The organism is Bacillus sp. LR_5, assembly GCF_042709275.1.
This window is the reverse complement of sequence record NZ_JAVAXX010000167.1, coordinates 1-14303: the sequence shown is the minus strand read 5'-3', so window position 1 is coordinate 14303 and position 14303 is coordinate 1. Positions and strand designations below refer to the sequence as shown.

The following is a 14303-nucleotide window of genomic DNA, read 5'->3' as shown; positions in this document are numbered from 1 at the left end:
GTGCTGGCGTGACAGATGATATTTCTCAATGGTCTCTTCAACCGTATGGTGCCGCCCGATCGCCTTTAGCGTTTCGTTTTCGTAGGATTGCGGATTGATGCTGATCCGATCAATGTCATATTTGTTTAAAACGGCGAGTTTTTCTTCTGTAATCGTGTCAGGACGACCGGCCTCCACCGTAATCTCACGAATGTTTTTCACATCCGGGAAGGAGCGGACCATTTCTTCATACAGCAGATCCATCTCCTCCGCTGTAATGCTTGTCGGCGTCCCGCCGCCAAAGTAAATGGTTGTAACCTTAACATCATGCTCCTTCAGCCATTCACCGATTTTCTGCATTTCGTAATGCAGTCCCCATAGGAATGAGCCGACTCTGCCTGCCTGTCCCTGGATGGCATACGCAGGGAATGTGCAATACGCGCATTTTGTCGGGCAGAACGGAATGCCGATATAAATGCTGACTTCATCCTTTACTCGGTACAAATCCGGCACTGCCGCCAGCTGACGATCAACAATTTCCTGCATTAGCATGATTTTTTCATCATGAATTAAATAGTCTTTTTTCAACTCAGCATGCGCTTGCTCCTTGGACATTCCGCTTTGCAGTTTTTTATGAAGCAGCTTTGTGGGCCGGATTCCTGTGAGGATTCCCCACTTCTGCGTAATGCCCGTATGCGCCTGAAGAAGATTGAGATACACATAAGAAATTGTGTTTTTCACTTGCTTAAAAGCTTCTTTTTCATTCATGCCGGGAGAAAAGAATTTTGTATGCTGTTCCTTTATGCCAGTTCCCTTCACTTCTCCCGAAACCGTCACATGCTCATCCGTTTGTGACAACGCTAAAGAAATGACAAAATCTGCGGGCTCCTCTCCGCCATACGCAAGCTCGCACTCTTCATAAAACAAATTTGCAATATTTTGCAGAGGCCGATGCAGGCGGTCATCATGTATGCCTTCTATTTTAATTTGCAACTTCATCACCTAATTTATCAGATTCAAAACTTTCTTTAGTGTACAGAAATAAACTGCTAAAATCAATCCGGCAAAAAAGCCGCCGCACCTGTCAGGGTGCGAGCGGCTTTTTTACACACGTTTCATGTGGAACTTATCAAGAAATCCTTTTCGCTGCTGCATTCGGAAATATTCCTTCATCATATAAGCGACACCTTGCTCGTCATTGGACCTTGTAACCCAATCTGCCTTTCTCTTAATTTCCGGAACGGCATTCCCCATCGCTACCCCAAGACCGGCAAGTTCGATCATCGGCAGATCGTCATACTGATGCCCAATGGCCACGACATCATCCATACTCAGGCCCAGCTCTGAAGCGACGAGGGCCAAACCCGCTTCCTTCGAGACACCTTTCGGGACGATATTCAGCTTCTCATCGTTTACGCGAATCACATCCACTGCAGGGAAGGCTTTTGTAATCGTTTCTGTAATGTCATGCTGAATGTCGTGCTCCGTGTACACCTCGATGACGGGTGCACTCACCGGCTCATCCATGAGGAGATCGCTTAATGATTCAACGAACTGGACTGGATAAAAGATCGGGTCAGACGGATGAATGAGTGCTTTCCCCAATAAATTCGAATTCACCTTTTTCTTGTTTCCGATGGAATACTTTTCGTGAAGAAGCCGAATATTACATTGATAGCTCTCCAGCACTTGAACAATGTTAAAGGTATGATCATCAGAAATTCTTTTTTCAAAAAACGGGGCGTCAATTTTCTCAGCGATATATGCCCCGCTATGGGTGATCAGCTTGGCATCAACCTTTAGCGATTTCGCTATTTTCTGTGCTGAGCGAAAATGACGGTTGGTCACAAGTGTGACGTAAATCCCTTTTTTCTTTACATATTCAATCGCGTCTTTCGTTGCCTGATGAATCTTCCCGTTCGACCGAAGCAGCGCTCCATCTATATTTAAGGCAAGCAATTGTTTTGACACAGAGATGTCCCCCTCCTTGATGACTGTACTTGTGTATAGGATATGACCCTGTCTCTGTGTTTAGAACAACCTTTTCTTAAAGCAAAAAAAGCCTGGCTCAGCAGACTTTATGTATGGCTTGTTGATAGGATACGATCGAAGCAGCCATTCTCCCTAATATCGTTATTTCGATTTACGAAAAATCATGTATCAGGAACCCCTTGTTTGACCAATGATGCGCTCCGAACACTTACTCTCTGTTGCTTATCCCCTCTATATAACGGCATGATATGCGACCGTATCCATTTGAAATAGGTAAGTGTAGGCGCTTTCAATGTTATTATCTCAGTTTTCCTTTCCGATGACAAGGGTTTTTTTAACTAAAAAAAGTAACCAACTTTTGTATATCCGTGGTAGGATCAGTTGTTAATTTTTAGGACTATACACTTGATCCAGAACGTACATTCCCATACAATATAAATAATAAACGAAAAAGCGGTGTTTATATGGCTGATTTAAAAGAAATATATAATGAAGAACTGATATCTCAGTTGATCCATCATGTAAGGTCATCCTATCCTGATTTTAACAAAAACAGATTCTTGGATACATTACGGCTGGAGGACTGGCCTGAACTCACTTTAAAAGAGCGGATGCGCCGCGTGACAGTTTCTTTATACGAAACTTTGCCAAAACAATACGTTGAAGCGCTCACAATTTTACGGGATACAGCCCCTCATTTTAAAGGACTCAGCGGAATTTTATTTCCAGATTATGTGGAACAGTACGGGTTAGCGCATTGGGAAGAATCAATAAAGGCATTGGAATCCTTTACGCAATATTCGACCTCAGAATTTGCTGTAAGGCCTTTTTTGCTGTTAGATCAAGAAAAGATGATTGCACAATTGCTTGCATGGTCTGAGCATAAAAATGAACACGTGAGAAGACTTGCGAGCGAAGGCAGCAGGCCCCGCCTGCCATGGGGGAAATCGATACCGGCTTTGAAATCGGACCCTTCCCCCGTATTGCCGATCCTTGAGAAGCTGATGCAGGACGAGTCCTTATATGTAAGAAAAAGCGTGGCCAACAACCTTAATGATATATCAAAAACGCATCCTCATTTACTGAGAAAAGTCGCAGATCAATGGTACGGAACACATCCCCATACAGACTGGATTATCAAACACGCCTATCGGACCTTATTAAAAAAGGGTGATAAACAGGCCTTAGCGCTTTTTGGTTATGAAAATGCTGATTCGATACAACTACATGATTTAACATGCCAGCCCAAACGTATAGTTATTGGCGAAAGCCTTGAATTTTCTTTCTATATTCATTCAGACAGGGATCAAAAAGTAAGAATTGAGTACGCAATTGATTTTGTAAAAGCAAGAGGCCAGCGTCATCAGAAAGTATTTAAAATAACAGAAACAAATATACGAAAAAACGAAACGAAATCATACACAAGAATCCAATCCTTTAAGGATTTAACCACCAGAAAGCATTACAAAGGAATTCATACATTATCAGTGATCATCAATGGAGAGGTAAAAGATTCATTGGATTTCCAAGTTTGCTGAATGAATAAAAAATCCCTTCTTATCCAAGAAGGGATTTTGCTTATTAGCCTTCAACACTGCCGTAAAGCTCTTCTAAAGGCTTCATAATGATTTTGTTCAATTCACCAATCAGCATGCTCATGCGCTGCTCCGCTTCCATCAGCTGAGAAATTTTTTCGTGCTGCTGTACAAGCGCAACTGTTTTTTGAGCCTGCGTCACTTCTTCTTGTGTAATCTCTTCTCCTGCCATTTGTTTTTGCTGGAGTCTAAGCTGTACATCACGGAAGTTTTCGAACATGCGCTTCGCTGATTCATCTGCGTTAACTTCGTCGTAAAGGTTTTTTAAACGGGTGAACTCTTCGCTCCCGCGTAATGCATTTTCCAGATCATACGCTACATCATAAAAATTAACAGCCATTGTAAATAGCTCCTTTCATCATTGCCGTTTGACATACCACTCCACTATAACAGACTATGGAGCTCCTTTCATTAATCAAAAACCGTTTCTTCTTAAAAAAGGATGACAAACAATGCTTGAATCGCGCCTATAATTCCGCCGAGAAGGCCCCCCAAATAGGTAATCATTTTAAATTCTTTTTTTGAAATGGACAGCACCATTTCTTCAAGACGCTCCACCGGGAACTGATCCACCTGCTCCTTGACGATTTCCTCAAGACGCAACCGTTTTAAGACACTTTCAAGGTTGGACGAAATCCCTTCAAGCAATTTGTCTAACAGTGCCGGCAGCATTTGCTGGGTCAGCTCAGATTCATAGCGGACGGTAAGCGTGCCAATCGTATTGTCGAAGAAAGGGGCAGTCGAAAATGCTTGCAGCACTCTTCGTTTCAAACTGAAAATGAGCGCCTTTGCATTCCATTTTTCATCTGCTTCATTAAACGTATACTCCCTCAGCTTGCCCCATTCGTTTTTTAAGAGATCAGAAAGCAATTTATTTGTTTCCTCATTGCGCAAGAATTTCAGCAGCTCCGGCAGCACGCGATCCGCAAGGCTTGAATTGCCAAGAAACATTTGCACCATGCTTCCAAGCATGCCGCGCTCTTTTAAAAAGTCATCAATCATATTGCCAAGACGGATTTTTCCTTCATCACTTTCAAAATAACTGACACTCCGTGACAATATATATCCTGAAATCATCGGAATTTTTTCCTCAAGCTTTTCCTGCACCTCTATAGGCACCAGCTCTTTTAACGATTGGTCCCCGTATTGGCGGAAAAGCTCATTCAGCTTATCATCGGTCCAGCTGCTGATCCATGCATCAGCAGCTTTTTCTGGGCGCTTCATCCCGGCTTTTTCAAGCGCTTCTTTTACTGTCACTTCAGAAAGTGACAGCTTTTGAATCAGCTGTTCCCCCACTCGAAGAGCTTGCGTTTTGGCTGCATCAGAGACGAGCCGCTTTTTAATGCCTTCAGGGGTTAAGAGATGATTGACTACCATCAGTCCCATTTGTTTTGCAAGTTCATCTCGCCGTCTTGGAATCAGCCCGGGCGTAAAAGGAACTCGTTTCCCAAACAAATAGTACGCTTTATACGGCCTAAACAGCATTTGAATTGCTAAATGATTGGTCACCGCTCCAATGGCAGCGCCGATCACGATCATAAAAATAAAGGTTCCTGCAATACCCATTCCTATTCATCTTCCTCCATCTGTGCTTCAGCTTTTTTCATATAGATTATGTACCTATACGTATTATAGAGGCTCATGCAATCACTTAGCAAACGAGGAGACAAATTCCTGTTCTTAGAAAATCAGCTTGTTCTTTTGGAATAGGGCAAGGTGGAGAATCGTATTCTGTAAAGTAGAATACCGTCAGCTGCGTTCGTCTTACATGTATTTAGTGTAAAGCTGCGGACACCCGCCGGCAGCTTTTGAATAAAAGGGGGAGTCTCACCATGATAACACTCGGTTTTATGTCCTTATCCCGCCAGCATGAAGCGGATTATTCCGCAGAACTGGCCAAAAGAGCACCCGAATTCGGCATACGTTTCATCCGGTTTACACCATTTGATATTTCACCTGACACTTTGCGTGTCAAAGCATCGGTCTATCATTCGGCCAGCAGCACATGGAACGAAACTGAAATGGCGATTCCAGATTATATTTATGATCGCTGTTTTTACGGCAAGGATTCACATTCCCAAAAAGCAAAACCAATCGTTGAGTGGCTCAAAAAATATCCGAAAACGGAATTTATCGGGCGGGGTCTTCCCGATAAGTGGACCGTCCTTCACGATTTGCAGCAGCACTCTGTAATCAATCCCTATATTCCCGAAACGATAAAGGTGAGCCGCTACGAACAAATTCACTCCTTTTTATCCAAAGAAAAAGCCTGCATCCTTAAACCGGCATTTGGCGCGGGAGGCAGAGGCGTGATTCTTTTGAAGCTGGGCAAGAAAAACATCACTGCTACTTATCACATCGGAAAGGATAAGCAGACAAAAACGTTTTCCAACCAGACTTCTTTTAAAACATGGTGCAAAAAAGTGCTTCAGCATCAATATTTGCTTCAGCCTTACTTAAACATTCAAGATAAGGAACAATACCCTTGTGATATTCGTCTGTTTATGGAAAAAAACGAAGCAGGTGAATGGAATACAGTCGGAAAGGCAGTAAGACGCGGATACAAACACGGGTTGCTGGCCAATTTGTCAGGCGGATCTGATGCGCTGACATTTGACTCCTGGTTTGAAGATATACCGAAAAAACAGCAAGTGGTCTTACTAGATGATGTGTTTTCGATTACCCAATCGGTTCCGTATTATCTTGACGAGCGCTATGGGCCGTTGTTTGAACTCGGTCTTGATATATGTCTTGCTAAGGACGGGAGAATTTGGATTTTAGATATCAATTCCAAACCAGGCAGAAAGTCAATCCTGCGTGTCTCTCCCGAGCAAAAAGAACAGCTGTACACTTGTCCCCTAAAGCGCTGCCAATATCTGTTTTCTGAGCAAAGCCAGAAAGGAGTTCTTCCGCGTGAATCCTAAACGGTTTTTGATCGGCATAGACAAAACCAGTGAAAATACCCTGTTTCTGCCCTCTTCGCTGAAGCAAGACGGACTTTTGCATGCTGCATTCGGAACGAAGGTTGTCAGATGCCACGTTGCTTACAGACGGCATCTGGAACAAACCGTGCTTCTCTCTGAAAATCTGTTTCATGAGCTTTTGCTTCCCCACCGAAGCAGGGCAGATATACTGATTCATGATCATACAGTGCATATCGGGCCGTTAGTCGGCATCTTTACGGCAGGGTTTACTGTATCTCTTGAACGCCCATTTAAGGATCGTTCCCTCTTTTTTTCTAAGCTTGTCACGTTACACGAGCAAGCCGGGGGCTACTGCTTCGTTTTTGGCGCGCACCAAATCAATTGGGAGGAAGGCACGATTGAAGGCCTCCTTTACAGGGAAAACGGCTGGGAGAAAAAAATCGTTCCATTGCCGAACGTCGTTTATGACCGTTTGCCGAACCGAAAAATTGAAGATTCACTTCTCTTGCAACATACAAAAAAGAGGCTGATCGATGAATATCAGATCCCATGGTTTAATAAAACGTTTTTCAATAAATGGAACGTTCATCAATTGCTCGAAAAAGATCCAAGAACGGCACCCTTTTTGCCTAGATCCGAGCTGACACCGTCTGTGGAGCTGATAGATGAGCTCTGTGGCGCATACAAAAAAGTCTATATCAAACCGGCAAATGGAGCACTCGGCACCGGCATTTATCAACTGACAAGAACAGATGGCGGCCTGACGGTAAAGCATACGAATGATGCCAAAACTTTTACTTCAATTGATTATTCCGATGCCGCCTCATTCCTTGCAGAATTTCAAAAACATCACAACCCGTCCGACTTTCTCATTCAGCAAGGTGTTGATCTCATCGAATTTCAAGGCAAACCAGCGGATTTCCGTGTCCATACCAATAAAAACAGAAAAGGAAAATGGACAGTGACAGCAATCGCCGTGAAAATTTCCGGAAAGAACAGCATTACAACACATCTTTCTAACGGCGGCACTGTAAAGACACTTGCGGAAGTATACGATGATCCCGCTGAAAGAGTTGAGGTCATTAAAAAGCTTTCTGCAGCGGCACTGACTGCAAGCCATGTCCTTCATGATCATATCGAGGGGTTTATCGGGGAGATTGGTTTCGATTTTGGCATTGATCAGAACGGTAAAGTATGGATGTTTGAAGCGAATTCGCGCCCGGGCCGAAGCATTTTTTCTCATCCAAATTTGCATCATGTTGATTCTCTTACAAAACGAAGAAGTTTTGAATACGCGTCATATTTATCTGAGAAGGCAATCACATCTCCTGAAGCGTTGTGGCCTTCGTAACCTGTCCGCTTTTTTAATAAAGCGGGCTTATCTTTATCCAAAGCTGGGACAAACTGCATATTTAGGCCTCTTCAATGATGTTCTGAAACAATGATACAATGAACATAAGGCGTTTTTATTTAGGTCAATTGATACCAAATGTAAGGAGCGTGGCCGTAATGATTTCTCATTTCAGCTGGAAACCTTTGTTCCCAAAAGAAAAGCTGCCCGGATGGAAAATTTCATTTTATTATAAAGGGACCCATTATGAAGGCATCTATCATAAGAGCGGTGAAATTGAATGGGGAGACTTGTTTCCCGCCCGCGCTGACGAGCCTGCTCTTACAAATGAGATACATGAACTGATGCTTTTTCATATTTATGACTAGCTTAGCCTAAACGGCTAAGCTTTTTTTATTTCTCAAGATTTACCACACAATTCTCCGCATGAGTTTCCGGCCATTTTAACATAATACTAGTAACAAGCCGGCAAGCATTGGGTTACGCCGAGGGGCAGTGACACCCGAGAAGGGTCCACAGACTGGTGCAACTCCAGTTAACCCAACCATACTAAATAAAAAGGAGATTTTACACATGGCTAACCAAAACTCTTCAAATGACTTACTAGTTCCTGGCGCAGCTCAGGCTATCGATCAAATGAAACTTGAAATCGCTTCTGAATTCGGCGTTAACCTTGGAGCGGACACAACTTCTCGCGCTAACGGTTCTGTCGGAGGAGAAATCACAAAACGTTTAGTATCTTTCGCTCAGCAGCAAATGGGCGGCAGAGTTCAATAACAATTCAATATATGGCTATAGAGGGCGCGGTTTCCGCGCTCTCTTTATTTTGTCACCCTTTTTTCCTGCTCCACATATCCTAGAAAAAAAGGGAGGGAATCGGGGTGTCATTCATCACCATTGTGAATTGGGAGCTGGTTCAGTTCGTAAGTGTATCCATGATTCATGAATATGTTTCCCATCGTTCTGTTTATTTGTACAGGTATTCTTTCCCGCGCTGTTCAAACTGAGAACATCCTTTTATAATGAAAGGCGAGGAGGTTTTTTGATGAAAATCGCTTTATTAGGAGCCAGCGGCCGCGTCGGACAAGCCTTTTTAACACAAGCCTCAGCAGATGAAAGATTTGATATTTTCGCTCTGACCAGATCTCAACATGCTGATCTTCCCCTTTCAAAAGACAGAACCGTCATGGGGAACGCCCGCCGCTTAGAAGATGTGAAAAAAATAATGGAGAATGCTGAAATCGTGATCAGCTGTCTAGGCACAGATGGTGATGATACCTTGTCAACTGCTATGGCACACATTCTCTCCGCTATGGAGGAACAGCATATCAAACGGCTTATTACGATCGGCACCGCAGGGATCCTAGATTCTCGACATGAACCGGGAAAATACCGGTTTGAAACAAATGAATCGAAACGAAAGCAGACCCGCGCAGCCAAGGAGCATGCAAAAGTATACGAAATGCTTAAACAATCATCATTAGACTGGACAATCATCTGCCCCACTTACCTCCCGGACGGAACAGCAACCGGCGTTTATCGTACGGAGCGTAACGTTTTGCCTGAGGGCGGCACAAGCATTTCGGTCGGCGATACTGCGGACTTTTTATATCGTGAGCTTGTTACAGGTAAGTATGTCGGATACCGTGTCGGACTGGCTTATTGACTACATAAACCAAAAACCCAAAACACGATTGTTTTGGGTTTTTTGAGCATTATGCAATGGAATGTTTCTGTCCCTTTTGCAGTTCATACATTTGATAATATTGGCCTTCTAATGCCATCAGTTCCTCGTGGTTCCCTCTCTCAACAATTTCTCCTTTATCAAGAACCAAAATCTGATCAGCATTTCTGATTGTTGAAAGCCGGTGAGCGATGACGAAGGTGGTGCGTCCTTGTTTGACGACATCAAGCGCCTTCTGGATTACGGCCTCTGTCTCTGTATCAATATGCGCCGTTGCCTCATCTAAAATCAAGATCGCGGGATCAAACGCCAAAGCTCTAGCGAAAGAAATTAACTGCCGCTCTCCAGAGGATAGCGTGCTGCCTTTTTCAATCACGGGCTCATTAATGCCCTTCGGAAGCTTCTTAAGAAGAGGCTCAGCACCGACTTGCCGCAGTGCATTTTTTATTTCTTCTTCAGTCATTCTTTCGTCATCCAGACTTACGTTAGATCCGATTGTGCCCGAGAATAAGTACGGGTCCTGAAGCACAATACCCATATGGGATCTGAGTTCCTGTCTTGACATGTTGTAAATGCTTTTTCCATCAATTAAGACATCACCTTTTTGCGCATCATAAAAACGAAACAGAAGATTCAAAATCGAGCTTTTTCCTGATCCGGTATGGCCGACGAGCGCTACGGTTTCGCCCTTTTGCGCAGTAAAGGAAATATGCTTTAATACCTCTTCACCTTCTTGATACGCAAATGACACATCACGAAATTCAACCCGTCCCAGCGCGCGCTCCTTCGCCGGTTCACCCGCTTCTTCCGTATTCTTTTCTTCAAGCAGTTCAAAAACACGCCCGGCGGAGACCCTTGCAAGCTCCAGCTTTGAAAACTGATTGACGATGCCTGTGATCGGCTGAAATAACCGGTTCAAATAATCGACAAACGCGTACAGTACACCGATAGAAACAATCCCGGCCGCATTCAGGCTCGCACCGCCAAAATGCCAGATCAGACAGACGAACGCAAGATTGCGGATGACATTGACCAAATTATGGGACATTAAGGAGTTTAAATTCAGCATCCTGTTTTGGAAATAAAAATGTGATTCATTTAATTCCTCAAATTCTCTCATTGTTTCCTTTTGATGGCGGAAAGCCTGAATAATGGTCATGCCTTGAATTGACTCATTCATTTTTGCGTTAATGTCACTGTTGATCGAGCGGATTTTTTGGTTGTAATATGACGCATATCTCCGGTATATGACTGACCACAGCCAGATAATCGGCACAATTGCCAGACATACAAACGCAAGCTTCACATCAAGCAGAAACAAAGCCGTGAATATCCCGAACATATAGATTCCGCTTGTCACAAATGTTGAAAGCACTGTGACATATAAATCCCTAATAGCCTCCGTATCATTGGTAATCCGCGCAACGACTTTTCCGGCCGGAAGATTGTCAAAATAGCGAATCGGCATTCTCTGTATGTGCGAAAACACGTCCTGCCTCATCTTTTGAATAATCCGATTGGCGCTCATCTGCAGCAGATAATGCTGTCCGTATTGAAAGAATACCGAAAACACAAGCAAGCCCCCATACAGGCAGATCAGTAACACCATTCCCTTTATTTCCGGCTGATAGAACTGGAAAAGTTCCTGCTTAGTCAGCTTTTCGGCAGCATATGTCCGGCTCTTGTCTCCGTTTGTGATCGTCAGCTTCCCGTCAGAAACCGTTCTATTCCCGTCGAAGCTGACAGCCTGATCAACAAAATAGAACGCCATTCCCACTTGATAAATATGTGCTTCTTTTGCTTTTGAAACAGGCTCCTGCAATCGGTCCTCTCTGACATATGAGACGCCGTGAAACTGAACGGCATTTTTATCTTTTTCCGCAGCTTCATACCATGTTTTCTCAATGCCGAGGATATGGTCGTCTATCATTTTCTTGCCGATAAACGGCCCGGTCAGTTCTGCACCGACGGCGACAGCTAGCAATAGGACGGCCGTGATCAGCAATTTTCGATAAAGGAGTGCGTATCTCCATAACGTTTTTCCTATTTTCATGCCCCTGCTCCCCCTTCTTCGGCCGTGAACAGCTGCTGTCTTTCATATTGTTCCCGATACCACCCATTATTGGCCAGCAGTTCTTGATGCGTGCCTCTCTCAGCAATGACGCCGCCGTCCATCACAAGGATCAGGTCAGCGTGCTCTACCGCGGATAATCGGTGCGTCAAAATAAATGTCGTTTTTCCTTTGCGGTTTTCTCTGATGTTCTTGATAATTGCAGCCTCTGTTTTGGCATCTACAGCGGAAAGTGAATCATCCAGAATCAAGATTTCCGGATTCGCCATGAGTGCTCTCGCAATCGAAATTCTTTGTTTCTGCCCGCCTGACAGTGCCACGCCTTTTTCACCGACCATTGTCTCCAGACCGGACGGAAGCATGTGCAAATCTTTTTCAAAATGTGCTTCGGCAATGGCTTGCTGAACCTCTTTATCAGTTGCATCCTGTTTTCCGTATAAAATATTTTCTTTTACAGTCCGTGAAAACAGTAAATGATCCTGAGGCACATATCCGATCCATCCGCGGAGACGGTCAAGAGGGATTTGCTGAATCGGTACGCCTGAAAATGTAATGCTCCCTTCACCTGGAGGATACTGGCGCAAAAGCTGCTTAATAATTGTCGTTTTTCCGCTCCCGGTTTTACCTGCAATCCCGACAGTCTGCCCTTTTCGCACCGTAAATGAAATATCCTGAAGATTGTCACTTGTTGAGCTTGGATATGTAAAGCTGACATGACTGAAAACGATATCTCCAGGCTCTTTAAGATCAGCGGGCTGTTTTGGATCTGTCACATCCGATTCATAAGAAAGAGTTTCATTTACCCGGTCTAATGACGCATTGCCGCGCTGCATCACGTTAATGAGTTCACCGATTGCAAACATCGGCCAAATCATCATGCCGAGATAAACGTTAAAGGACACTAACTCTCCAAGCGTCAGCTCGTTCCGGAATACAAGAAACGCTCCGTAGCCGAGCCCAATCAGATAGCTTGCGCCGACAAGCAGTTTCACCGTCGGCTCAAACAGTGAATCAATAAAAGCCACTTTCATATTTTTCTGATAAACATCAGCGGTCATTTCATTAAACCGGCGAACATCGTTTGTTTCCTGAACATACGCGCGAATCACCCGCACGCCTGAAACAGATTCCAGCACTCTGTCATTCAGCGCCCCGAACGCGTTTTGGGCCTCAGTAAACCGCTCATGAATTTTACTTCCATATAGACTGATTGCAATCGCCATGACTGGAAGCGGGATAATGGCGGCGAAGGTCAGCTTCCAGCTGATCAAAAACCCCATCGTCAAAAAAATCGTCATCATAAACATCGTAGAATCGACTAACGTCAAGATGCCAAACCCTGTCGTTAAACTGACGGCCTGAAGATCATTTGTCCCTCGTGCCATTAAATCGCCTGTCCGGTTTTTTTCATAAAACGGCGGCGACATAGTCAGCAAATGCCCCATCAGCTTCGTACGAAGAATTTTCTCCATCAGATTCGCTCCGCCAAACAGCTGATGCATCCAAAAATAAGACATGATATACACGGCCGCCGTCAGCACAAAAAAGATACCGATATAAAACAGCAGCCCTTCCGCAGTAAATGCCCCTGTTTTCATATCATCTATGGCGTTCCCCAAGAGCTTAGGCGGAAACATTTCAATGACATTGACTGCTAATAAAAGGACAATCGCAATCGTATAGCGCAGCCAGTACGCCTTAAAAAACCAGCCAAGCTTTTTCAAAACTGAAAACATCTATCCCCATCTCCTCATCAGCCGCCTTCTATTTTTTCCTTGCAGCTTTTTTCATCCAATTTGGCACGAACAGCCCTCGCCTCTGTATTTACCTTCACATCCCATACACCTGTCTTTCCTTAGATTTTGTATATAAAAAAGGCATGAAGCGTCAGCTCCATGCCTTTTTTAACCGATATGTTACGCACAGCGCTTTTCAGCGCGCGGTCCCACCTAAAAAACCGTTCACGAAAACAGAACAAAAGGTTTGCCGCGCCAATATGAAACTGTTTGATAAACACGCAAATTCCTTGGCATAGCAAACCCTCCTTCCATTCTGATTTCATCTTTTTATCATCATATAAACAAAACCTTTTATTGTCAATCATTACTTGAATAGGAAAAGGTTAATTGTGCTCAAATTCGGGTAGTAGTGTTGTAAGACGCTTTGAAAGGGTGAGAAGGATGTTCCATGCTGACCGTATCATCGTTGCGTTTGACGGAAGTGAAAATAGTAAGAAAGCGCTTCAGACAGCCATTGATCTTGCTAAAACCGTAAATGCCGCTATTACCGTCGCCCATTCACATGATATGAAAGACAATCAGACCGTCATCGACCCGCCCAGACCCGCAGCTGAGGCAAGCTATATCAGCGGAGGCATGACAAGTGTTCCTGATCCGCTGATATCGGATGTAACATCACCTGAGCCAATGATCTATGAAGACCGTACGGAAGAAGTCATCGCCGAAGCCAGAATGATGCTGAATGAACAGCAGGCAGATGGAGATATCGATATATTAGAAGGCGATCCGGCTGAATCAATTATCGAGCATGCAAACCGCATTTCTGCCGATATGATCGTAACCGGAAGCAGAGACCAAAACAGGCTGAAAAAGCTAATATTCGGAAGTGTAAGTGAAAAGCTTTCAGCGAAATCGGATATACCCGTCCTGATTGTAAAGTGAGCACGCCCTGTGCTCACTTCTTTTAT

Annotated in this window: 15 protein-coding genes; 8 read left to right on the top strand and 7 right to left on the bottom strand. The window is 44.0% G+C overall.

The features are described 5' to 3' along the window. Both RAC86_RS25120 and RAC86_RS25115 read right to left on the bottom strand, forming a co-directional pair. Positions 1-972: radical SAM protein (locus RAC86_RS25120; RefSeq protein ID WP_377886123.1), on the bottom strand; the 972-nt coding region annotated here is incomplete at its 3' end. A gap of 111 nt (positions 973-1083) precedes the next feature. Continuing rightward, a complete protein-coding gene (locus RAC86_RS25115; protein WP_377886122.1) occupies positions 1084-1950 on the bottom strand; it encodes a Cof-type HAD-IIB family hydrolase in 867 nt (288 codons plus the stop codon). A gap of 485 nt (positions 1951-2435) precedes the next feature. Here RAC86_RS25115 and RAC86_RS25110 point away from each other — a divergent pair, with 485 nt between their 5' ends. Beyond that, positions 2436-3509, top strand: a complete 1074-nt coding sequence (locus RAC86_RS25110) for a DNA alkylation repair protein (protein ID WP_003245738.1) — start codon at positions 2436-2438, stop codon at positions 3507-3509. Between the two features lie 43 nt (positions 3510-3552). Here the strand turns inward: RAC86_RS25110 and RAC86_RS25105 are convergent, their stop codons facing one another. Together RAC86_RS25105 and RAC86_RS25100 are read right to left on the bottom strand one after the other, a co-directional pair. Beyond that, positions 3553-3906 (bottom strand): YlbF/YmcA family competence regulator, encoded by a 354-nt coding sequence (locus RAC86_RS25105; protein WP_003224239.1) that lies wholly within the window; start codon positions 3904-3906, stop codon positions 3553-3555. A gap of 92 nt (positions 3907-3998) precedes the next feature. Further along, on the bottom strand, positions 3999-5132 hold the full coding sequence (locus RAC86_RS25100; RefSeq protein WP_003233281.1) for a DUF445 domain-containing protein: 1134 nt from the start codon (positions 5130-5132) through the stop codon (positions 3999-4001). A 266-nt stretch (positions 5133-5398) separates the two neighbouring features. Here RAC86_RS25100 and spaC point away from each other — a divergent pair, with 266 nt between their 5' ends. The 6 genes from spaC to RAC86_RS25070 all read left to right on the top strand — a co-directional run bounded on the left by spaC (position 5399) and on the right by RAC86_RS25070 (position 9507). Then, the gene (gene spaC, locus RAC86_RS25095) at positions 5399-6490 is read left to right on the top strand and encodes a spore coat associated protein SpaC (RefSeq protein WP_003245845.1); all 1092 of its coding nucleotides are present in this window, start codon (positions 5399-5401) and stop codon (positions 6488-6490) included. Further along, positions 6480-7841, top strand: a complete 1362-nt coding sequence (gene yheD, locus RAC86_RS25090; protein WP_003245015.1) for a spore coat associated protein YheD — start codon at positions 6480-6482, stop codon at positions 7839-7841. The genes spaC and yheD overlap by 11 nt, the downstream gene beginning before the upstream one ends. Positions 7842-7990: 149 nt before the next feature. After that, positions 7991-8209 (top strand): YheE family protein, encoded by a 219-nt coding sequence (locus RAC86_RS25085; RefSeq protein WP_010886462.1) that lies wholly within the window; start codon positions 7991-7993, stop codon positions 8207-8209. Positions 8210-8414: 205 nt separating this feature from the next. Next, positions 8415-8618, top strand: a complete 204-nt coding sequence (gene sspB, locus RAC86_RS25080; protein WP_003233287.1) for a beta type acid-soluble spore protein SspB — start codon at positions 8415-8417, stop codon at positions 8616-8618. Between the two features lie 104 nt (positions 8619-8722). Then, positions 8723-8848, top strand: coding sequence for a hypothetical protein (locus RAC86_RS25075; protein WP_003245136.1), 126 nt, complete (start codon positions 8723-8725; stop codon positions 8846-8848). Positions 8849-8886: 38 nt separating this feature from the next. After that, on the top strand, positions 8887-9507 hold the full coding sequence (locus tag RAC86_RS25070) for an SDR family oxidoreductase (protein WP_377886121.1): 621 nt from the start codon (positions 8887-8889) through the stop codon (positions 9505-9507). A 49-nt stretch (positions 9508-9556) separates the two neighbouring features. Here the strand turns inward: RAC86_RS25070 and bmrD are convergent, their stop codons facing one another. From bmrD to RAC86_RS25055, 3 genes are all read right to left on the bottom strand, one after another. Then, complete coding sequence (bmrD, locus tag RAC86_RS25065; RefSeq protein ID WP_029726326.1) at positions 9557-11578, bottom strand: multidrug resistance ABC transporter ATP-binding protein/permease BmrD; 2022 nt, start codon at positions 11576-11578, stop codon at positions 9557-9559. Continuing rightward, the gene (bmrC, locus tag RAC86_RS25060) at positions 11575-13332 is read right to left on the bottom strand and encodes a multidrug ABC transporter ATP-binding protein BmrC (RefSeq protein ID WP_072175823.1); all 1758 of its coding nucleotides are present in this window, start codon (positions 13330-13332) and stop codon (positions 11575-11577) included. Before bmrC ends, bmrD begins: the two co-directional genes overlap by 4 nt. Positions 13333-13451: 119 nt before the next feature. After that, positions 13452-13613, bottom strand: coding sequence for a hypothetical protein (locus RAC86_RS25055; protein WP_072175824.1), 162 nt, complete (start codon positions 13611-13613; stop codon positions 13452-13454). Between the two features lie 163 nt (positions 13614-13776). Here RAC86_RS25055 and RAC86_RS25050 point away from each other — a divergent pair, with 163 nt between their 5' ends. Continuing rightward, the gene (locus tag RAC86_RS25050; protein WP_015252456.1) at positions 13777-14277 is read left to right on the top strand and encodes a universal stress protein; all 501 of its coding nucleotides are present in this window, start codon (positions 13777-13779) and stop codon (positions 14275-14277) included. Positions 14278-14303 lie beyond the last annotated feature (26 nt).

What these genes read in the sequence shown, in the direction of transcription:
- RAC86_RS25105 (WP_003224239.1), bottom strand. Translation starts at nt 3,906, where the DNA reads ATGGCTGTTAATTTTTATGATGTAGCGTATGATCTGGAAAATGCATTA.
- RAC86_RS25100 (WP_003233281.1), bottom strand. Translation starts at nt 5,132, where the DNA reads ATGGGTATTGCAGGAACCTTTATTTTTATGATCGTGATCGGCGCTGCC.
- RAC86_RS25070 (WP_377886121.1), top strand. Translation starts at nt 8,887, where the DNA reads ATGAAAATCGCTTTATTAGGAGCCAGCGGCCGCGTCGGACAAGCCTTT.
- bmrD (WP_029726326.1), bottom strand. Translation starts at nt 11,578, where the DNA reads ATGAAAATAGGAAAAACGTTATGGAGATACGCACTCCTTTATCGAAAA.
- RAC86_RS25050 (WP_015252456.1), top strand. Translation starts at nt 13,777, where the DNA reads ATGTTCCATGCTGACCGTATCATCGTTGCGTTTGACGGAAGTGAAAAT.
- sspB (WP_003233287.1), top strand. Translation starts at nt 8,415, where the DNA reads ATGGCTAACCAAAACTCTTCAAATGACTTACTAGTTCCTGGCGCAGCT.
- bmrC (WP_072175823.1), bottom strand. Translation starts at nt 13,332, where the DNA reads ATGTTTTCAGTTTTGAAAAAGCTTGGCTGGTTTTTTAAGGCGTACTGG.
- spaC (WP_003245845.1), top strand. Translation starts at nt 5,399, where the DNA reads ATGATAACACTCGGTTTTATGTCCTTATCCCGCCAGCATGAAGCGGAT.
- RAC86_RS25110 (WP_003245738.1), top strand. Translation starts at nt 2,436, where the DNA reads ATGGCTGATTTAAAAGAAATATATAATGAAGAACTGATATCTCAGTTG.